The organism is Thalassospira sp., assembly GCF_048059015.1.
Taxonomy (GTDB): domain Bacteria; phylum Pseudomonadota; class Alphaproteobacteria; order Rhodospirillales; family Thalassospiraceae; genus Thalassospira.
In genome coordinates, this window is sequence record NZ_JBLLNT010000006.1 from 184,722 (window position 1) to 205,553 (window position 20,832).

General features: G+C 54.6%; 19 protein-coding genes and 1 pseudogene. 7 read left to right on the top strand and 13 right to left on the bottom strand.

Annotated elements, in window-relative coordinates:
• Positions 1–34: 34 nt before the first annotated feature.
• Complete coding sequence (gene ctrA / locus ACMZ66_RS10170) at positions 35–730, bottom strand: response regulator transcription factor CtrA (RefSeq protein ID WP_068518026.1); 696 nt, start codon at positions 728–730, stop codon at positions 35–37.
• 404 nt (positions 731–1,134) lie between these two features.
• On the opposite strand from ctrA, the gene fliI reads away from it, so the two are divergent.
• Positions 1,135–2,688, top strand: coding sequence for a flagellar protein export ATPase FliI (fliI, locus tag ACMZ66_RS10175; protein ID WP_416936988.1), 1,554 nt, complete (start codon positions 1,135–1,137; stop codon positions 2,686–2,688).
• A 43-nt stretch (positions 2,689–2,731) separates the two neighbouring features.
• Positions 2,732–3,160, top strand: a complete 429-nt coding sequence (locus ACMZ66_RS10180) for a hypothetical protein (protein ID WP_416936990.1) — start codon at positions 2,732–2,734, stop codon at positions 3,158–3,160.
• On the opposite strand, the gene ACMZ66_RS10185 is transcribed toward ACMZ66_RS10180, so the two are convergent.
• The 3 genes from ACMZ66_RS10185 to ACMZ66_RS10195 all read right to left on the bottom strand — a co-directional run bounded on the left by ACMZ66_RS10185 (position 3,153) and on the right by ACMZ66_RS10195 (position 5,062).
• On the bottom strand, positions 3,153–3,725 hold the full coding sequence (locus ACMZ66_RS10185; protein WP_416936992.1) for a hypothetical protein: 573 nt from the start codon (positions 3,723–3,725) through the stop codon (positions 3,153–3,155). The genes ACMZ66_RS10180 and ACMZ66_RS10185 overlap by 8 nt on opposite strands.
• Before the next feature lie 123 nt (positions 3,726–3,848).
• On the bottom strand, positions 3,849–4,328 hold the full coding sequence (locus ACMZ66_RS10190) for a YbaK/EbsC family protein (RefSeq protein ID WP_416936994.1): 480 nt from the start codon (positions 4,326–4,328) through the stop codon (positions 3,849–3,851).
• Positions 4,328–5,062 (bottom strand): TerC family protein, encoded by a 735-nt coding sequence (locus ACMZ66_RS10195; protein ID WP_416936996.1) that lies wholly within the window; start codon positions 5,060–5,062, stop codon positions 4,328–4,330. The genes ACMZ66_RS10190 and ACMZ66_RS10195 overlap by 1 nt, the downstream gene beginning before the upstream one ends.
• 226 nt (positions 5,063–5,288) lie before the next feature.
• Here ACMZ66_RS10195 and ACMZ66_RS10200 point away from each other — a divergent pair, with 226 nt between their 5' ends.
• The 4 genes from ACMZ66_RS10200 (at position 5,289) to ACMZ66_RS10215 (ending at position 9,549) form a co-directional block, all read left to right on the top strand.
• Complete coding sequence (locus tag ACMZ66_RS10200) at positions 5,289–6,518, top strand: ABC transporter substrate-binding protein (protein WP_416936998.1); 1,230 nt, start codon at positions 5,289–5,291, stop codon at positions 6,516–6,518.
• A gap of 6 nt (positions 6,519–6,524) precedes the next feature.
• Positions 6,525–8,210, top strand: a complete 1,686-nt coding sequence (locus tag ACMZ66_RS10205; protein WP_416937000.1) for an ABC transporter permease — start codon at positions 6,525–6,527, stop codon at positions 8,208–8,210.
• A gap of 3 nt (positions 8,211–8,213) precedes the next feature.
• Complete coding sequence (locus ACMZ66_RS10210; protein WP_416937002.1) at positions 8,214–8,861, top strand: ATP-binding cassette domain-containing protein; 648 nt, start codon at positions 8,214–8,216, stop codon at positions 8,859–8,861.
• Positions 8,862–8,994: 133 nt separating this feature from the next.
• Entirely contained in the window at positions 8,995–9,549 is a 555-nt protein-coding gene (locus ACMZ66_RS10215) for a prolyl hydroxylase family protein (RefSeq protein ID WP_416937004.1), read from the top strand.
• Between the two features lie 9 nt (positions 9,550–9,558).
• Here the strand turns inward: ACMZ66_RS10215 and ACMZ66_RS10220 are convergent, their stop codons facing one another.
• Entirely contained in the window at positions 9,559–9,960 is a 402-nt protein-coding gene (locus ACMZ66_RS10220) for a hypothetical protein (protein ID WP_416937006.1), read from the bottom strand.
• 150 nt (positions 9,961–10,110) lie between these two features.
• On the opposite strand from ACMZ66_RS10220, the gene ACMZ66_RS10225 reads away from it, so the two are divergent.
• Complete coding sequence (locus ACMZ66_RS10225; RefSeq protein ID WP_416937008.1) at positions 10,111–11,001, top strand: substrate-binding periplasmic protein; 891 nt, start codon at positions 10,111–10,113, stop codon at positions 10,999–11,001.
• On the opposite strand, the gene ACMZ66_RS10230 is transcribed toward ACMZ66_RS10225, so the two are convergent.
• The 8 genes and pseudogenes from ACMZ66_RS10230 to ACMZ66_RS10265 all read right to left on the bottom strand — a co-directional run bounded on the left by ACMZ66_RS10230 (position 10,998) and on the right by ACMZ66_RS10265 (position 20,795).
• Positions 10,998–12,587: a hypothetical protein gene (locus ACMZ66_RS10230; RefSeq protein WP_416937010.1), complete on the bottom strand. Its 1,590-nt coding sequence runs from the start codon at positions 12,585–12,587 to the stop codon at positions 10,998–11,000. The genes ACMZ66_RS10225 and ACMZ66_RS10230 overlap by 4 nt on opposite strands.
• Before the next feature lie 6 nt (positions 12,588–12,593).
• Positions 12,594–13,382: a MinD/ParA family protein gene (locus ACMZ66_RS10235; RefSeq protein ID WP_416937012.1), complete on the bottom strand. Its 789-nt coding sequence runs from the start codon at positions 13,380–13,382 to the stop codon at positions 12,594–12,596.
• Entirely contained in the window at positions 13,379–14,359 is a 981-nt protein-coding gene (locus ACMZ66_RS10240; protein ID WP_416937014.1) for a GTP-binding protein, read from the bottom strand. The genes ACMZ66_RS10235 and ACMZ66_RS10240 overlap by 4 nt, the downstream gene beginning before the upstream one ends.
• Positions 14,360–14,416: 57 nt before the next feature.
• A pseudogene (gene flhA, locus ACMZ66_RS10245) lies at positions 14,417–16,578 on the bottom strand (flagellar biosynthesis protein FlhA).
• A gap of 91 nt (positions 16,579–16,669) precedes the next feature.
• A complete protein-coding gene (locus ACMZ66_RS10250; RefSeq protein WP_416937016.1) occupies positions 16,670–18,217 on the bottom strand; it encodes a sigma-54-dependent transcriptional regulator in 1,548 nt (515 codons plus the stop codon).
• An 87-nt stretch (positions 18,218–18,304) separates the two neighbouring features.
• The gene (locus ACMZ66_RS10255) at positions 18,305–19,099 is read right to left on the bottom strand and encodes a motility protein A (RefSeq protein ID WP_416937018.1); all 795 of its coding nucleotides are present in this window, start codon (positions 19,097–19,099) and stop codon (positions 18,305–18,307) included.
• 21 nt (positions 19,100–19,120) lie between these two features.
• Positions 19,121–19,483 carry a flagellar motor switch protein FliN gene (gene fliN, locus ACMZ66_RS10260; RefSeq protein ID WP_416937020.1) on the bottom strand — a complete coding sequence of 121 codons (363 nt, stop codon included), beginning with the start codon at positions 19,481–19,483 and terminating at the stop codon, positions 19,121–19,123.
• Positions 19,476–20,795, bottom strand: coding sequence for a hypothetical protein (locus ACMZ66_RS10265; protein ID WP_416937022.1), 1,320 nt, complete (start codon positions 20,793–20,795; stop codon positions 19,476–19,478). Before ACMZ66_RS10265 ends, fliN begins: the two co-directional genes overlap by 8 nt.
• Positions 20,796–20,832: the final 37 nt, after the last annotated feature.

The following is a 20,832-nucleotide window of genomic DNA, read 5'->3' on the forward strand; positions in this document are numbered from 1 at the left end:
CCATGCGCAAGATGCGCAAAGGACATGTCACGTGTCAGGCCGCAGCACTGTTGGTATCCGGGTCGCGCAGGACATAGCCCCGGCCCCAGACCGTATGGATGTAATTGTCGCCTTTGGTTGCAGACTGGATTTTCTTGCGCAGTTTGCAGACAAAGACGTCAATGATCTTGAGTTCCGGCTCGTCCATACCGCCATAAAGGTGGTTGAGGAACATTTCCTTGGTCAGTGTCGTGCCTTTACGCAGCGACAGCAGTTCAAGAATGCCATATTCCTTGCCGGTCAGATGCAGCGGCGACCCATCGACATCGACGGTGCGTGCATCCAGGTTGACGTTAAGCTTTCCGGTCGAGATCATCGATTGTGCATGACCACGCGAACGGCGAACAATCGCCTGAATACGGGCCAGTAATTCGACCTTGTCGAACGGTTTGGTCAGATAGTCATCCGCGCCAAAGCCAAGGCCTTTGACCTTGTCTTCGGTTTCGGTCAGACCTGAGAGGATCAGAACCGGCGTATCGACGCGTGCGTCACGCAAACGTCGGAGGACCTCATAACCGTCAATATCCGGCAGCATCAGGTCCAGAAGAATAATGTCGTAGTCGTAAAGCTTACCGATCTCGAGCCCATCTTCCCCAAGATCCGTCGTATCGATCACCATGCCTTCGGATTTCAGCATCAATTCGATGCTGTCAGCATAGGTGTTATCATCCTCAACAAGCAGCACCCGCATGTCTCTGCTCCGTTACAGTGTTCCGCAATTAGCCCGTGTTTATTCGATTATGCGACAAGCGCCCCAACGATTGTCGTTTGGGATTTGGATCCCCATTCCGTTAACGATACGTTGCTTTGCGACTCGTGGCAAGCAGGCGAGTCGCAACTTGTTAACTTTTTTTCGTCTCAAGAAGCGACTCGAGGGCGGAATGCGAGTTTTCCCAACGGTTTGCGGCGTTAACCAGACGGTCGCGCGCAAACAAAATTTTTGGCGTTTTGTCGTCTACACGGCTTTTTAATACCGGTTATGACAATATATTTGGTACGACGCGGCGCGATTTGCCACCCCTTCGCCACTCGGCGTTGCGAATTACCCGTGCTAGAATAACCAGGTTCCAACCGCAGGCTGAGAAGATCTGATACGTGTTCCAGATTGGTCGTAACATCATTGCCGAACTTCGTCGTATTCCTGACTATCGTGTTGTTGGGCGGGTCACGGCTGTGTTGGGGCTGCTTGTTGAAATTGGCGGTGTCGAAGGCGCACTGTCGGTTGGCGACCGTTGCAAGGTCAAACGCCGCGATGGCAAACCGGTCATTTGCGAAGTGGTTGGTTTCCGCAATGAACGCGCTCTTTTGATGCCGTTTGGCATCCTTGATGGCATTGGTATCGGCTGCGAGGTCGAACTGGGCGATACCCAACCGCAGGTCTATCCCGATGAAAGCTGGTTGGGGCGCGTGGTCAATGCATTTGGTGAGCCTGTCGACGGCAAGGGACCGCTGACCGAAGGAACGCGTGCGTATCCCATTCGCAACATGCCGCCATCGGCCCATTCGCGCCAACGCGTTGCTGGCAAGATTGATCTGGGCATCCGGGCGATGAATACGTTCCTGACCTGTTGCCGGGGGCAACGTATGGGCATTTTTGCCGGGTCGGGTGTTGGTAAATCCAGTTTGCTGTCGATGATGACGCGCCATACGACATCGGATGTGTCGGTTGTTGGTCTGATTGGCGAACGTGGCCGTGAAGCACGCGAATTCATCGAAGATGATCTGGGCGAAGAAGGTCTGCGCCGGTCGGTCGTTGTCGTGGCAACGTCCGATGAACCACCTCTGATGCGCCGCCAAGCGGCCTATATGACCATGGCTCTGTCGGAATATTTCCGCGATGTCGGGCGTGATGTGCTCTGCATGATGGACTCAGTCACTCGCTTTGCCATGGCACAGCGTGAAATCAGTCTATCGGTGGGCGAGCCACCTGCGTCCAAAGGTTATACTCCAACCGTCTTTGCCGAATTGCCGCGTCTTTTGGAACGTGCAGGGCCGGGTGGACCGGGGCAGGGATCGATCACGGGGCTGTTCACGGTCCTTGTTGATGGTGATGACCATAACGAACCGATTTCTGATGCGGTACGCGGTATTCTTGATGGCCACGTGGTGCTTGATCGCAGCATTGCCGAACAGGGCCGCTATCCGGCGATCAATATTCTGCGCAGCGTGTCGCGTACCATGCCCGGCTGCAACAGCGAGGAAGAAAACCAGATCGTTGCCCGCGCGCGTCAGCTTCTCGCAACCTATGACGATATGGCCGAACTGATCCGACTGGGTGCGTATCGTCAGGGAACCGACCCCAAGGTCGATGAGGCAATCCATTACTTCCCGCTGATTGAAGAGTTCCTCAAACAGCGTAAAACCGAATGCACACGCCTGAACGAAGGCTATATGGAGCTTGCTCGCAGGCTTGATCTTTTGGCACCTGAGCCCGAAGACCCGCGCATTGCCAAGGGGCTTCAATCCCAGCAAAACGCCGCACGTGCAGCCGCCGCTGCACCGCAGGCGGGTGCGATGATGGGCGATCGTCCCGCACCACCGCCGTCAACCGGGCCAACCGTCAACAGTCGATCCAAACGCGATGGCGGTCGGGACTTGAACGAAGCCAAACGCGCCCTTCGCCGCGAGAAGAAAGATGGCGGCTCGTAATTCCATGCGTGACATCTTCCATTCCGGTCAGGGGAGCTAACCCATGGCCAAGAATTTCAAGACACTTGTGCGGATGCGCAAATGGGCCCTTGATGAAAAGCAACGCGAACTGGGCGAGATGCTTGGTGTGCTGGGTAATCTTGAGGCCGAAAAGGCTGCCCTTGAACAGGCGATCATTGCCGAACAAAAGATCGCGGCAGAAAACCCGGAACTTGCCGGGTTTGCCTATGGTGGCTTTGCCAATGCGGTGATTGCCGAACGCGAAGCCATCACCAAAATGATCGCCGCCCAGGAAGAAAAAATCGACACCTTCCGCGATGTCGTCGCCGATGCGTTCAAGGAACTCAAAACCGCCGAGATCGCCGAACGCAACCGGGCTGATGCCGAACGCGCGGAAGAAGAAAAGAAAGAACAGGACGAGCTTGACGAGATCGGCACACGTTCGGCAACCCGCGATGATGGGCTTATTTGACGACTACGTTTGTAGTACTTGGGGTCGGACCTTCATCCAAAAGCTTTTCGATAAATGCCGCGATGTTGTTTTTAGCCGCGCCCTCGTTTGCCAACCTTAGTCGTTGAATTGCGAACGGCGAATCTCCGAACGTTGCGGTATGGCTCGCCGGTACCTCCTGATCGAAAACCACGCTTTCAGTGTTGTTATCGATCACTTCATATCGAATTCGGGTTTCGACAGTGAAATTGAGGCCGAACAAAGGTTGATCAACTTCAAGAAGCGTCGCGCGAACTTTGTAGTTGGAGGCGCCTTCATCTTCACCGAGAAGGCCTGCATTCTTTAACGAAGCGATCAACGCCTTCTTGAAGGCGTCGCTGCTGATCTCAGATGTCCACAAAGGGTTCGTCTCTTCGCCGCCATCGACGTGAGCAACAGTAATACTCCGATTCCAAGCCGAGTTCTCAGATTTGACCGTGTCGATGCCGTCTGTGACGACCATGTTTTGAAATTCGGCCGGAGATGCACAAGCAGTAAGAACTGCTAAAGCGCAAATTGAAAGGAGTTTCGTCAGCTGTAAATTCATTGTCCGCTATACCGTAAAATTAATGACCATTTTTTCGAAGTTTTTCTGATGTCTCAGCGGACTAGACAACAGCTTATCAACACGTTCAAGTGGAATTATGACAATTTTTTCTCGCTAAAGTTATTAGGCCGAAATCTTCACCCCGGTATCAATCCCTGTCACGTCGCGCAATTCATCGGGTGTGAGCGAAAACACGGTTTTGGGCGTGCCTGCGGCAAGCCAGATCGTGTCCTTTGCCAGAAGCTTTTCATCAATCAGAGTTTCAACCGGGTGGGCATGACCAAAGGGTGGAACGCCGCCAATGGCGTAGCCGGTATGCTCGCGGACCTCTGCCGCATCTGCCTTGCGGATCGACAATCCCAGAAGGCTTGCGACCTTGTTTAAGTCCACCTGATCCGCACCATTCATGATGATCAGGATCGGTCGGGATTTCTCGGTCATGAAGACCAGTGATTTGCCAATATCACTGATGTCACAGCCAATCGCATTTGCCGCATCTGCAGCCGATCGGGTGCCATCGGGAAACTCGAATACCTCGACATGGCCAAGGTTGTTTTCCTCGAACGCGTTTTGCAGGCATTGGGGCGGGGCAACTTTTTTCATCAGGCGTTCTCTTCTGCGCGGCGTTTGAGTTTGCGTTTGCGGTTCAAAAGATTAAGCGTTTCGACCGACAGGCTAAAGGCCATGGCGAAATAGATGTAACCCTTGGGCACATGGATTTCGACACCATCAAGAAGAAGCACAAAGCCAACCAGGATCAGGAATGACAAAGCCAGCATCTTGACAGAGGGATGCTTTTCAACAAAGTCGCCAATCGACTTGGCTGCTGCCAGCATCACAAGGACCGAGACAATCACCGCAATCACCATGATCGAGATGTGATCAACAAGGCCGACTGCGGTAATCACGCTATCAAGCGAGAAGATGATATCAAGCAGCATGATCTGCACGATGGTCATGGCAAAGCCTGACATGATTTTACCCGGTCCGTGTTCTTCGGGTTCGTCAATGGTGTGATGGATTTCCTTGGATGCCTTGGCGATCAGGAATAACCCGCCAACAATCAGGATAAGATCACGTCCGCTGATTTCCTGTCCAAAGGCACTAAATAGAGGGGTTGTGAGTTGCATGACCCAGGCAATCCCGGCGAGAAGCGCCAAACGCATGCCCATGGCCGCCAAAAGCCCGATCCGGCGTGCGGATGCTTGCTGATGTTGCGGCAGCTTGGAAACGATCACGGACAGAAAGACGATATTGTCGATGCCCAGAACAATTTCCAATGCGGTTAGGGTGGCAAGACCCATCCACATATGCGGATCGCTCATCCATTCGAACATGATTTGAACCCCAATACAGGTCTGGCGTGTGGTGGTGGCTTTTAACGCAACGGATTTATCGTGTGATTCATCGCACTCTAACGCAAGCGTGAATTGATTTTACCTTTCGAGTGCGGAAAAAATGACGATAACAAAATCAAACAACTAACCAAACTGATCCCCATATGTGACGGGAAGATGGTGGTTGGTCATCAGGTGAAAAGGATTGTCCGGAATGCGTTCAAAAATGCGCAGCTTAGTCTCAGCTTTGGCATTGGCCACAGGCGTTACCACCGCCACCGTTTCGGTTCCGGCCTTTGCCGATCCCGCACCTGATGTTGGCAATTGGCAATCGGTTCTTGATCAGGCGCATGGCCAAACCGTTTATTGGCATGCCTGGGGTGGGGAGCCGCGCATTAATGATTACATCGCCTGGGCTGGTGAACAGGTGCGTGAACGCTATGGCGTGGAAGTCGTTCAGGTCAAACTGACCGATACAGCCGATGCCGTGACCAAGGTTCTTTCGGAAAAGACCGCCGGGGTGAATGACGGCGGGGCTGTCGACATGATCTGGATTAACGGCGAAAACTTTGCCGCGATGAAGCGCAACGAGTTGCTGTTTGGTCCGTGGGCCGAAGACACGCCGAACTTTGCCTATGTCGATGTTGAAGGCAAACCAACCGTCATTAATGACTTCACCATCCCGACTGACGGTCTTGAAGCCCCGTGGGGCATGGCGCAGGTCAGTTTCTATTACGATACCGCCAAACATGATGATGTGCCTAAATCAGCACAGGAGTTGCTGGAATGGTTGGTCAAGCATCCCGGGCGTTTTACCTATCCGCAGCCACCCAACTATATGGGGTCGACATTCCTTAAACAGATTCTGACTGAACTGGTCGAAGATCCCAAAGTCCTTCAGCAACCAGCTGACGAAACCAATGCCGATGCGGTATTGGCGCCACTTTGGGGTTATCTTGAAGACCTGCAACCGCTTTTGTGGCGCAGCGGCCAGGCCTATCCGCAAAATGGTGCATCCATGCGTACCCTTCTTGCTGATAACGAGGTCGACATTGCGTTTTCCTTTAGCTCCGGCGAAGTGTCATCCGCAATCGAGGCGTTTGAAATCCCCGATACCGTGCGTTCCTACGTGTTTGATAGTGGCACGCTTGGCAATACCAACTTTGTTGCCATTCCCTATAACGCGTCAGCAAAGGCCGGTGCGGTTGTTCTGGCCGATTTCCTGATGTCCCCAGAAGCCCAGCTGCGTAAGCAGGACCCGCAATATTGGGGGGCTGATACGGTGCTTGCGATGGATAAGCTTCCGCAAGATATGCAAGATGCCTTTGCCAATCTTGATCTTGGCATTGCGTCCCTGTCACCGGCCGAGCGTGGCACGGTTCTGCCTGAACCGCATCCAAGCTGGATGTCGCTTGTCGAAACGGAATGGCAGAAGCTTTACGGCGTTGTGCAATAATCGCGCATGCTGCGATTTTTCCCGATCCTGACAATTGTGCTTATGATCGGCCCGGTATCTGCCGGGCTGATCGGCACTTTATTGCCTGCCTTCGGGATATTACCCGCCTTGGGGGGCGATCAGCTTAGTCTTGATCCATGGCGGATGCTGTTTGCCCAGCCGGGGCTTGGTTCTTCCATCCGGCTTTCATTGCTAAATGGCCTTTTGGCAACGGCGATTTCGGTTTCGATCGTTTTGCTGTTTTGTGCCGCATGGCAGGGCACGCGCATTTTCCGTGCGATGCAACGCATCCTGTCGCCAATTTTATCGGTGCCCCATGTGACGGCAGCATTTGGCTTGGCGTTCCTGATTGCGCCATCAGGCTGGATTGCGCGCGTGATTGCGCAATTCACCGGCTGGGAACGGCCCATTGATATCGCGATCATCCATGATCCGCTTGGTCTTGCCATGGTGGCCGGGTTGGTGACCAAGGAAATCCCGTTTCTGTTTCTCATGACACTGGCGGCCTTGCCACAGGCTGATACAGATCGTACAGCCCAGATCACGGCGACCCTTGGCTATGGTCGGATTGCCGGATGGTTCAAGGCAACCCTTCCGATCATTTATCGCCAAATTCGTCTGCCGATCCTGGCTGTTCTGGCCTATTCGACCTCGGTCGTTGATGTGGCAATGATTTTGGCACCAACCACGCCGCCGCCCTTGGCTGTGCGCATTCTTGGATGGTTGGCGGACCCTGATCTTAGTATGCGGTTTATGGCATCAAGTGCAGCTGTATTGCAGCTGATCCTGGTTGTGATTGCCATGGGCATCTGGATTGCAGGGGAAAAGGTTGTCGCTGTCCTTGGGCAGCACTGGGCCGAAGACGGGAATCGCTTCAAACGCGATATGGGCCTGCGTCAAACCGGTGCCATCTTGGCCATCATTGCCGCCGGCGCGGTGGTGCTTGGGCTTGTAATCCTGACGATCTGGAGTGTGGCGGGCTTTTGGGCCTTTCCCGATTTATTGCCGCGCGGGTTTAGCTTGCGCCTTTGGATGCGGGAATTTGGCACGATTGGATCGAACCTTTGGGCGACATTGTTGATTGGCATTCCGGCTGTTCTGATTGCAGTGGCGTTGGTGCTGGCGTGCTTGGAAAATGAAGTTCGCATGGGGCACGGACCGCGCAAACGTGCGATGTGGCTGATTTATTTGCCGTTATTGGTGCCGCAGATCAGTTTCATGTTTGGTCTACAGGTGTTTTTCACCCTGATCAATCTGGAACGGACATTAACCTCGGTGGTGCTGGCACATCTGGTGTTTGTCTTGCCGTATGTGTTTTTGTCGCTGTCTGATCCGTTCCGTGCACTTGATCCACGCTTTGGCCAGGCCGCCCTGTGTCTGGGCGCATCGTCTGCGCGCGTTTTCTGGAAGGTGCGATTGCCACTTCTGACGCGCGCGGTACTGACTGCCATGGCGGTGGGGTTGGCTGTGACGGTCGGGCAGTATTTGCCAACACTTCTGATCGGAGCCGGGCGGTTTGCCACGGTTACGACCGAGGCAGTTGCGCTGGCATCGGGCGGTGATCGCCGGATGATCGGGATTTATGGATTGCTGCAAATGGTGTTGCCGTTTGCCGGCTTTGCCTGTGCATTATTGATACCGGCATTTTTGTTCCGCCATCGGCGGGGCATGAATGCGCAAAGCAGGGGATGATGGATGCCTGATGGTATCAGAGTTGGGTTAGAGCTTCGCGATGTGCGCATTGCCCTTGATGGACGCGAACTGGTTGCGGTCGATCTGACCATTGCGCCGGGCGAAGTTGTGACCCTAATGGGGCCAAGCGGGTCGGGGAAATCCAGCCTGCTTGGGCATATCTGCGGGACCTTGCCCGACGCGTTTGATGTGAGCGGGCAGGTGGTGCTTGATGGTGCATCGCTTGATCGATTGCCGCCCCAGGATCGTCATGTCGGTATTCTGTTTCAGGATGATTTGTTGTTCCCCCATCTTTCGGTTGGCGGCAATCTGGCCTTTGCTTTGCCAGCATCGATCAAGGGGCGGGCCAACCGCCGCGAACGGGTTGAGAAGGCGCTTAAAAGTGCGGATATGGGTGGCTTTGCCGATCGTGATCCGGCGACCTTGTCCGGTGGGCAGCGCGCGCGTGTTGCCCTGATGCGGGTGTTGCTGTCAGAACCCTGTGCATTGTTACTAGATGAGCCGTTTTCAAAGCTTGATAGCGGCCTTCGCGATCAGATCAGAACATTTGTGTTTGATCTGGCGCGCAAGAATGGCCTGCCGACCCTGATGGTGACGCATGATCCAGAAGACGGGGAAGCCGCCGGTGGCCGGGTGATCAAGCTTGGTTAAATTGCACTGATGGCATGCATCAAATTTGCTGGTATCGGGCATGGATTGGCCCTATAGCATCTTACCGCAAAAGAATTGTCTTTGGGGCCGGGGCATCTAATACCGGTCCTGCGCGGCATGGAGTATGTCGTCAATGTTCCCAGAAGAAATGTTTGCCATCGTCCCGAATGCATTGGACGCAGCGACCTGCGATCGCCTGATCGACGGGTTTGCCCATGAAATGGATGAAGGCGGTTTGGTTCAGGGACAAAGCGCAAGCCATATCCGCCGATCAAAGATCACCTGGTTCAACGAAGAACAGGAACCGGTCGTATCGCGCCGTATCATTGATATGGTCGCTGATGTGAACCGCAATGTGTTTGATTTTTCGCTGACCGACTTTGCCGAAGATGCGCAGATTGCCTGCTATGCCGGGGATCAGCGCGGCCATTATGACTGGCACAGTGATGTTGGCGCATCCGAAGTCGCGCGGCGTCGCAAACTGACCATGGTGATCCAGCTTTCAGAACCCGATCAATATGAAGGCGGTCAGTTGCAGCTTAACCCGGCGGGCAACATCATTGATGCGCCGATGGAGCGGGGCTCGGCCATCTTCTTTCCGAGCTTTGTCTTGCACCGGGTTGCCCCGACGACATCAGGCGTACGTTATTCGCTAACCCAATGGGTGCATGGCAACCCGTTCCGCTAAGGGATAAGGTTAGTAACGCTCCAGCCGGTCAAGAAGACGCGGGTTGCCCCATTTGGGTTGACGGTCCTCAAGGGCGGTTTCGTGGTGGAAGATCTGATCATTGTCTGCGGTCTGTTTGTCCAGACGCAGGCTGATCCAGCGCGGGACCAGCTCGTTATTGAAATCTTCCATCAGCAGTACAGCCGCACTTTCGAAATTCTCGAACGCGATGCTTGAGACTTCGGCGTAATATTCCGCAAGGCTGTCGGTTTTCAGGATCAGACGGTCAGGCACATAGCGCAGCGTCATGCGCGCCGGGAAGACTTCCTTTGCCCCGGTCAGGTTGCTTTGCAACGTCACGACATAGTCGATCTGCGGGCCCGGATTTGGTTCGGTCAGGATCAGGTTACGACGTTGATAAATCTCAAGCATGTCTTCCAACCGTTCTAATCTGTTACAGAATATCAGGATACGCGTGTGACGCAGACAGGAAAAGCATTCATTTCAGGGCGATGACAGCGCGAAACTATGTTCGTAATCCTTGTTGTGGCACGATGACACCCCACTTGTAACAGGGATGAAATGTCACAAGGATCGACCATCAACGTGCAAAAACGCATCCTTCTGGCTGTGATGCTGTTGCTTATGTCCATCGGATTGGTTCCCACATCCGGTCAGGCAGAGGTTTTTCGTCTTGCGATCCTGCATGGCGATGTTGACGTGTTTGATTACGAAATCGGTGTCGTCAAACTTGCCCTTGAACATGCCGATGGGGATCACCAGCTTGAACTGGTTCTTTTGCAGGGAACCCCGCAGGATCGGTTGTTATTACTGATGGAGGAAGGGCGCGAAATCAACGTGTTCTTCACCGGCCATTCCCCGGAACGCGAACGTCAATATCTGCAGGTCGATTTTCCCATGACGCGCGGCCTTTTGGGCAATCGCATCTTTATCACCCGTCCGGATGTGGTGCCTGCCTTGTCACGGGTTAAAACGCTTGATGATTTAAAGGAATTTGCGGTGGGGTCGGGGACCGACTGGCCCGATACCAAAGTGTTCCGCGAGAACGGCTTTAACGTGGTTGCCAGCAGCTACGCCAATCTTTGGAATATGCTGGAAAACAACCGGTTTGATATTTTCAACCGTGGCCTTCACGAAGCCTTTGTCGAGATCAAGCAACAACAGGCCAAGGGCCGTGACCTTGTGATCGATCAAACGGTTCAGGTGATCTATCCGTTTGATTATTTCCTGTATGTGAACCGGGATGATCATGTACGCCGCGATATCTTGCAACAGGGGTTGGAACGCGCGCAGAAAAACGGGGCGTTTGATGCCTATTTCAATAATCACCCAATGATCAAACAGGTGCTTGAAGACAGCAAAGTCACCAAGCGCACGCAGTTCGTGATTGGGAATCCCGGCATGTCGCAGCGGTTGCTGGATTTGCCTGCCGAATATTGGCAGGTGTTTTAAGCTTCAATACCGTGATGGGAATTGGCGCCTGCTTCTTCAACGGCTGGGCCAATGTCCACAAAGCGCGATCCATCCTGAAACAGGATATGGCCGGTATATCCGGCAATCTGCAATGCCTCGCGAAAGATGCCACGAATGTCATCGCGGTTATGCGATTGCAGCGGATTTTCCGTTCGAATGATCAGATCAAACTTGCTGTCTTCGCCTTTGACCAATCCATCAAGCTGGGTGTGGCCAACCTGGCTAAAGGACAGATCCAGCAAGAAGCGCGTACCTTGATCATCCTTTTTATCCGGGTCGTCTTCGCGATCCCCGTGGCGCCAGCCCAGTTGCACCTGTTCGATCTTGTCGCCCATATTGAACGGCATTGCCATGACGCGCCAGCCATCGGCACGCTCGTCAGCTGCCATGGTGCGAAGCTGGGCGAAGTCACCTTCAAGTCGCTTAAGCCCACCGCCATCCATTTCCTTTAAGGCGGCAAGGCTATTGGCGGCACGATCACCAATCAGATTACGCAGATTGCCGCCCGGACCCGTCATGGCGGCAAAGAAGAACATCATGGTGGTGGTCAGTTTCGGACCGACTTGGGGCAAGTTATTTAACAACGTCATCGCAGCACCCGGATCATGCTGCTGAAGCGCGCTTATCGCTGTTTGCAGGCTGCTCCAATCCTTTGATAGGGCGGCGTTCTGACCACGCAAAATCAGATCGGCCTCGGTCATTGGCATAGAAGTCGCGACACGTCCGCTGCCTGCTGCATCAACGCTAAAGGAGAGTGTCGCACCGGTCGGGGCTGGAACCGGAAGCTTGATACCGACAATACCGGCAGATGTGCGAAGGGCGGTAAAGCCCTGCGGCAGCATGCGGGCTTCGGCACTATCAGGCGGAAGGACGGTACCTGTTAGCATCAGGGTGCCAGTTGGCAATGATCCCGCAGTCTGGGCCGCAATCGTCGGCGAAAGGCCCGCTGCGGGCGCAGCTGTGCTACCGGCGGCACCAGCTGCACCCGTGCCGCCAGCCAGAACATTTGCGGCCTGTTGCGCAGTCACGGTGCCTTGACCAAGGAAGATCACCTGTGTCTGGCTTCCGGCAGGCAATTGCGTGCCGTTGGGCATATTCAGGATAGATGTGGTAACGGCACTAAATGTCTGGCCCGGTGTCAGGGTGGTTGCGCTGACATTGCCACTGGCCAAGCCGGGGGATGTGCCCGCCGTCATGGTTTGCGGCAAAAGCTGCAGGCGCATGCCGTCAGCTGCCGTGTTACCGGAATTGGTCGTTGGAATTCGCGCCCAGATCAGATCGCCCAGATTACCCGGAAGCGGGGTGGGGACCTTGACCGTCACTTGGCCAAGGGCGGTGGCAAGGGTCAGCTGATTGCCCGATTGCGATTGCACTGATGCCTGAAGAAGGCTTTCGACCGGAAGCTTTGCCAGTGCTGCGGCAACCTGTGGCGAGGTTGCGGTGGTAACCGTTGCATTGACCTGTGCGGGGACAGAACCTTGTCCGCCGGCGCCACCTGCACCGCCCGCCGAGGCTTGCCCACCGACGGATGCGCCGGGTGATATGGCCTGTGGCGGGAGGGTCATGACGACTTACTCCTCAAGCAGGATTTGGGCGATGGCCTCTATATCGTGGGCGGCATCGCAATTCGGATGACGGGTCAGAAGCGGGGTCTGGTTGCGGATGCATTCCGAAACTCGCGGGTCAGCACGCACAACACCCAGAAGCGGCGGGGAAATCTTCAAGAAGCCCTCGCAAGCTTTGAGGAGCTTGTTATAGATCGCCTGACCTTCTTTTTTGTCCTTCGCCATATTGATCACCACCCGGATATCGGTTTTCGGGCGGGCCATGTGGGTAACCTTGATAAAGGCATAAGCATCGGTAAGGGCGGTCGGATCGCCATTGGTGATCACAATCACCGTATTGGCAAGACCGGTCATCTGACGGACACCCTGATCCACACCGGCACCAAGATCGATCAAGACCTTGTCGTATATACGGCCGGTCTGAATAAGATCGTCAGATAGCGCCTGCAGACGCGTTGCCGGAAGGTTGGCAAGGCTGCCCGAACCGCTGCGTCCGGCAATGATGTCAAAGCCGCCATCTTCAAAATGGGTCACGGCATCTTTTAAGCCAATACGCCCGGAAATAACGCCGCCCAGATCGTGTTTGGGCATCAGGCCAAGCTGGATATCAATGTTTGCCAGACCAAGGTCGCCATCAAACAGAAGGGTCTTGTGGCCTTCAAGCACCATCGCATGGGTCAGGGTAATGGAAAACCAGGTCTTGCCCACGCCGCCTTTACCAGACGCGACTGCAAGAACATTGCGGCCTCTGGTGCGCGGGGCATTTTTGGCTGTTGCATCAGACTTGGTAGTCATTTCACGACCTCGGAGAAGCTCGGTTTCGCGGTGTCAGCGCGATGGGACGGTATCAGAAGTTTTGCCAAGGCAAGGGGACTGAGCGCGGTTAGTCCGTCCGCAACCTGGGCTGTCATACTGACATTGCAAAGGGAAAGATTTCCTGAATCTGCACCATATAGCGCACCGCCAAGGCGGGCAGCAACATCCAGACGCGATATCATCACGCGCGTTGCGCCGCCATCGGCAAAGGCATTGGCGATATCAGCAGACTCATAGGCATCAATTCCCGCTGGATTAACCAGAATTGTTTCGCTTGGTATTGCCTTCATGAATTCACAAAGCGTGCCAATCTCTGTTCCCTTGTAGGGATTGCAGCTTGCGGTATCGACCAGGATGACATCGGCATCGCGGATTTCGGCAAACTGCGCCTTAAGCTCGTCAGGGGATTTGGCCAACAAAAGCTCGGCACGCAGGATTTTGGTGAACGCCATCAATTGCGCATTGCCACCAGCACGCTTGTAATCGGTTGAAAGAACGGTGACTTTCCGTTTCTTCATCACCGCACGCGCTGCGGTCTTGGCAACAGCAAGGGTTTTTCCCGATCCCGGTGGGCCGACAAAGGCCAAGGCACGCGGGGTGTTCTTTTCCGGCAAGGGCGCGAAATCAAAGATTTCATCAAGCGCGCCGGCCAAAAGTTGCTGTGCCGATGCCGCCGCGGTTTCGCGGGCCATCAGATCACAAAGCCGGATCCGCAACCGATCAGGCAAATTGTGCCGCGTCAGGGCAGCTTCTGCTACGTCCAGTTGTTCCTGAAGGGCAGGGGCCGGGCCGAAATCCTCATCAAGGTCAGGATCACGATCAAGCGCCGCTGTCAGACGTACACCACTTCCGGGAATATCTTGTGTCGAGACGATAATGGCATCAGAACCCATATGCTCTTTTACAAGCGCCATGGCCTCGGTCATGGTCGGGGCGGTAAAGGTCTTAAGACGCATCCAAGTCCCCCCGAATGTTGGTTGCCTGAGGCCGGGTGTATCGCATCACATCATTCATCATACCTGCCCCAGTGTTTTAAGCTGTGCCTTGGGATGAATTTCGTTTTGCGACATGACCACCGTGCTTGGACGGAAACGCTCAACGATCGAACGCACATAGGGACGGATGCCCGGGCTGGTTAGCAGGACCGGGCTTTCGCCCATCATGCCCAGCCGCTCAAACGTGGTGCGGACCTTGTTGATGAATTCCTGGAGCTGACTTGGCGGGATCGAAAGCTGTTTTTCCTCGCCCGAACCAACAAGGCTTTCGGCAAAGATCTGTTCCCACTGCGGTGACATGGTCACCAGCGGAATGACGCCATCCTGATTGGTATTCACATCCGACAACTGACGTGCAAGGCGCGAACGCACATGCTCGGTCATGAAGGTTGGATTGCGGGTGAAGGCGGTGGATTTGCGATGCCTTCCAGAATGGTCGGGAGGTCGCGGATCGACACGCGCTCGGTCAGCAGGTTTTGAAGAACGCGCTGAACGCCACCGACCGATACCTGACCCGGTACAATGTCTTCGACCAGCTTCTTCTGATCGTCATCAAGTTCATCAAGCAGCTTCTGGGTTTCTGCATAAGACAGAAGTTCCGGCATGTGGTCCTTGATGACCTCGGTAATATGGGTCGTGATCACTGTTTGCGGATCAACTACAGTATAGCCACGGAACATGGCCTCTTCCTTCATGCCCTGCTCGATCCACATCGCGGGCAGGTTAAAGGTCGGCTCCATGGTCTTTTCACCCGAAAGGGTAATTTCTTCGCCGCGCGGGTCCATCACAAGCAACATGTTCGGGCGCAAATCACCACGGCCTGCCTCGATCTCCTTGACGCGCAAAACATAGGTGTTGGCAGGCAGTTGCATGTTGTCCTGAATACGGACAGACGGCATGACAAAGCCCATATCACCGGCAAGCTGACGGCGCAGTGCCTTGATCTGATCTGTCAGTTTCTGACCGCGTTCGGTACTGATCAAAGACAACAAGCCATAGCCAAGTTCAAGCCGGACATAATCCATGCGAAGTGAATTGGCGATCGGTTCTTCGGGTGGTGGGGCGGCGGCTTCGGCAGCGGCCTGACTTTCTTTTTGCTGCTCCTGCGCAACTGCATCCTTCTGGCGCTTGCCCATGTAATAGGCGAGATAGCCAAGCCCGCAGGCAAGGCCAAGGAACCAGATCATCGGAATGCCTGGCAGAAGCGACATACCCGCCATCAGGGCGGCGGCAACGCCAAGGGCAGCCGGATAGTTACTGATCTGACCAAAGACAGCCTTTTCCGTTGCGCCGTCAAGACCGCCCTTGGTGACCAGAAGACCCGCTGCGGTCGATACGATCAGGGCCGGGATCTGCGATACCAGACCATCACCAACGGTCAGGATGGTGTACATCTCGGTCGCTTCACCAAGTGACAAGCCCATCTGCGCAGTGCCGATGATGATCCCGCCAACCACGTTGATGAAGGTAATCAGGATACCGGCGACAGCATCACCACGAACGAACTTCGATGCACCATCCATGGAGCCGAAGAAGGAGCTTTCATCTTCAAGTTCCTTACGGCGCGCCTTGGCCTGTTCTTCGTTGATCAGACCCGATGACAGATCGGCGTCGATCGCCATCTGCTTACCGGGCATTGCATCAAGGGTAAAGCGGGCCGCAACCTCGGCAATACGCCCGGAACCCTTGGTGATAACGACAAAGTTAATGATCACGAGGATGGCAAAAACGATAATCCCGATCACGAAGTTCCCGGAAATCAGGAAGCTGCCAAAGGCCTCGATCACCGCACCGGCTGCATGTGTGCCTTCGTGACCGTGGCCCAAAATCAGGCGCGTCGTTGCAATGTTCAGCGCAAGTCGTAATGACGTTGCCACAAGCAAGATGGTCGGGAACGAGTTGAATTCGAGCGGTTTCTGGATAAACAGCGACGTCATCAGAATCAGCACAGAGAAGCTGATCGACAATGCCAACATGAAATCAAGCAGCCATGGCGGCATCGGAAACATCATGACCACAAGGATCATGATGAAGCCAAGCGCCATGGCGATATCGCCACGTTTCATTGCCGAAGAAAGACGCGACTGCAGTGCGCCGAAGTTTACACCTCCGGGCGCACCGCCACCGGGGCCGTCCGAGCCGCCAGATCCTGTCGGTGTGATTTCTTGACCTTCGGCCATGGTGTCTGCTTGTTATCCTGTTGGTTGCTCTATGTCCGATGCGCCTTGTTCTTATCCCTTGATATGGGGCGCTTCCGACCGGATGTCATGTTCAGTCGTGACCGTCACCCGGTGCCGGAACGGCAAGTCCTTCGTCGCTATATTGACGCAGTTTGTTGCGCAATGTGCGGATGGAAATGCCCAGAATGTTTGCCGCATGGGTCCGGTTGCCAAAGCAATGCTTGAGCGTATCGATAATCAGATCGCGTTCAACATCGGCAACAGTTCGGCCGACCAATGCTGCGGTGACGGAGCTATCATTGCCTGAACTACCCGCATCCGCGCTACTGTCAGAATGGTCTTCCGATGCCGGTGCACTTGGTGCAGGTGTAGGCGCTGCTGCGGGCGGTGTCGGATTGGTTTGCTGATAGGCCGATGACGCCGCCCCATAAGCTGCGTTCGCATTGGCATAGGCCGAACTTGCGCGCGCTGGTGCAGCAGGTGCCGGTGCCGGGCTTGGTGCCTCTGGCGCGAGTTGGGTACGGGCGGGCTCACTGCTGCCCGATCCCGATAGCATGATGGCTTCCGGTCCGATTTCATCGGGGCCCGCGATCAGGACAGCACGGTGCATGGTGTTTTCAAGTTCACGCACATTGCCGCGCCAGTGATGGGACAGCAGACGCTGGATCGCAAGCGGGCTGATCGGGCGAAGCGGAACGTCGTTGGCTTCGGAATATTTCTTTACAAAGAACTCGGCCAAAACCGGAATGTCATCAGGACGCTCACGCAGGGACGGGATATCAAGATTGACGACATTCAGGCGGAAATAAAGGTCTTCGCGGAAATTGCCTGCATTGACTTCTGCCTCAAGATTGCGGTTGGAGGTCGCGAGAATACGGACATCAACCTTTACCGGGCTTTTGCCACCCAATCGGTCAATTTCCTTTTCCTGAATGGCACGCAGAAGCTTGGCCTGAAGGCGTACTTCCATTTCGCTGATTTCATCAAGCAAAAGGGTGCCGCCATTGGCTTCTTCGAATTTGCCAATCCGTCGGGCCTGTGCGCCGGTAAAGGCACCTTTTTCATGACCGAACAGTTCAGATTTAAGAAGGTTGTCGGGAATGGCAGCACAGTTCACTGCGACAAATGGTTTGTCGGCACGGTTCGATTTGCGGTGAACATAGCGCGAAATGATTTCCTTACCGGTACCGCTTTCACCTGTAATCAGGATTGATGCGGAACTATTGGCAACCTGGGACGCCAGACGAAGGGTTTCAGCCATGCGGGCATCGCGATGGATCAGCGCGTGGCTTTCCTCGGTCACGGCCTCGAAAATGGCGGCAATCAGGTCGGCTTCAGGGGGAAGGGGGATGAATTCCTGAGCACCTGCCTTTATCGCATTGACCGCGCCATTGACGTCATTGCCAATGCCGCACGCGACGACCGGGACAATGATCCGTTCATTTGCCATCGCATCAATCAGAGCGGCGACATCAAGGGCGATGTCAGCCATAACCAGATCAATCCGGTTGCCCGCACGCAGGATATTAAGCGCCGTCGTCACGCTTTCGGCCAACTGGACCGAAGCGCCGCGCGCCATTGCGATCTTGCTGGCTGCGCCTATCTGTCCGCCCAGTCCACCAACGATCAGTACCTGCATAGTCTCATCTCTTTCCGATCAGTTCCAACTAGCGCTGATATCCAACAGAAAGGCGGGACATCAGCACCATGGTATTCACGTTTACGATCAATCGAAATAGCTGACGCGTTTTGACGGCGGCAGGATCGAGTTGATCAGCATTTCCAGACGGCGCGGGTTTTCCTGACGCCCGATGGAAACGGCTCCGACCATATAGACCGAGTTCAAAAGTTCTTCGTCGCCCGAGTTACGCTCAAGCTTACCGGCAAGCGGCATAAAGACCATGTTGGCCAGAACCGCGCCATAGAAGGTGGTCAAAAGCGCAACAGCCATCGACGGACCGATGGATGAAGGATCATCAAGGTTACCAAGCATCTGCACCAGACCGATCAGCGTTCCGATCAGGCCCATCGCCGGGGCAACATCGCCGGCTTTACGCATGATGTTCGCACCTTTTTGGTGGCGACCGATTGTGGCGTTCATGTCTTTGCGCATGATGGCTTCGACTTCCTCGGCCGGTGTGCCGTCAACGACCAGTGACAGACCCTTCCAGAGGTATTCTTCGCTTTGCAGGCTATCCAGGTGGCCCTGCAGGGACAGGACGCCGCCTTTGCGGGCGATTTCGGCCAGCTGCAGGATTTGCAGGGCCGCGTCTGCCGGGTTGCGCGACTTGTGGAAGATCGTGCGCATCAGGATTTTGCCTGATCCGAGGAACTCACCAAGTGCAAAGCTGACAGCTGTAATCGCTGCCGTACCGCCGATAACAATGAACACCGAAGGAATATCGATAAATGCTGCTGGCGAACCCCCAAGGAAAATCGCAGCAATTACCAGTGCAAAACCAATGACCAGTCCCCCGACTGTCGCAATGTCAAACGACGTTTTAGTCCCCCCTTCGGCCATAGTCGCGTATCCTTTACTACGTTAGCTTTTCTCTGATTTGATGATCTCCGTCATGGTCACCCCAAGACGGTCTTCCACAACCACCACTTCGCCACGCGCGACCAGACGGTTGTTCACATAGATATCAATAGCTTCACCAACTTTACGGTCAAGCTCTACCACAGCACCACGACCAAGTTTCAGCAATTGGCTGACCTGCATGGTTGCTTTTCCAAGGACTGCTGAAACCTGGACGGGAATATCGTAGACGGCTTCAAGATCCTTGGAGGTCTTCATCTGCTCGCCACCACCGTCCGGTGCCGCGAGAAGTTCGGTTCCTTCGCCCTCTAGTTCGATTTCATCGTCATCGAGTTCCGAGAGTTCAAGATCGTCATCATCAGCCATTTTCGTCTCCTGCGTCTTTGGTTGGATGCTTCACAGCAGCCATTTCGTCAGCATCGTTCGGTTGTTCGTCAGCGACTTGCGTGGATTTTGTCTCTGACGCGGCGCCGGCTTGGCCAACAATTTCTGTATCTTCCTTCGGTTCTGGTGCCGATTGTGCGGATGCAGTTGATGGTTGGGCCTGTATTTCCGGGTTTTCCAATGTCTTGTCGGGTAGCACCATCCCATCATGAGTTGATGTTTGCACATTCCGTGCATCGGTGCCATCGCCTTCTTGCGGCTCGGCTACGGCCTGTGAAGTGGTACCTTCCGGCGCCTGTGGTGAATTTAGTAACTCAGCCAGTTCGGCATCCATGTCAGCATTGGTCGCAGACCCATGCGCTGGGGGTGCCGGTGGTGCATTTTGTGCCTCGTGCGGTTCGCTGGTTTGAGCAGAACTTGGCTGGGCAGACGGTTGCTGAGTTGCTTGTTCGGATTGTTCAGGAGGGCTCTGTGGTATGGCCGTTGGTTGTGCAGGCATGGCTGGACGTTCTTGGGGAATTCTGGACTCCTGAACTTTCTCATCGCCCATGTCGCTTTGCGACAGGCCATGTTCACCAGCATGCATACTCAATGCGTTATCAATGATCGCATTGATTTCAGACCAAACACGCCCACTGTCTCGCACGGCTGTCCCGTCGCCCCACGATACCTGACAATCACCAACTGCAACGTCGGGCTCACCAACGACGACAACCTTTCCAGAAAAGCCGCGCGAGACAGCGATGCGTTCCGCAGCTGAAGCAACTTCCTTTTCCAGATCCGGGTTGACCTTGATCATGACTTTGGGCGCATCAAACAGATTGGCAAGACATTGACGGACAATGTCTTCAATCTCAGTCAGTTGATATTGCTTGGACCAGGCCGGAGCCAATTTTCGAATAACGCCAAGTGCCACATGGATAGCATCTTCGTTGATTTTGGCGTTCGCACGTTTTTGCTGCTCGTCAATATGATCGAGTTTTACAGCGATTTCAGACTTAACATCACCAACAGCCTTTTCAAGTGAGGCCATGATTTCCTGGTGAGCCTGCTCAAAACCCTGCCGGTGGCCTTCCGAAAATCCTTGTTCGTGGGCTTTGGCTTCGGCCTCGGCCACCATCTGACTTGCTTGCTCTTCGGTGTAGATCGCCGGCGGCGGTGGGGGCGTGTCGTCTTTCTTCTTCTTTTTCTTTCTACCCAGTTCGTAATGCTCATCATCGTCGCCTGCCGAACGGATTACGTTGTCGGCATCGTCGAAACTCAGTGCAAAAGTGAACTTTTCAATGGCCGTCATATCGAATTGCTAAACTGCCTTAAGCGACAAAAGTTAG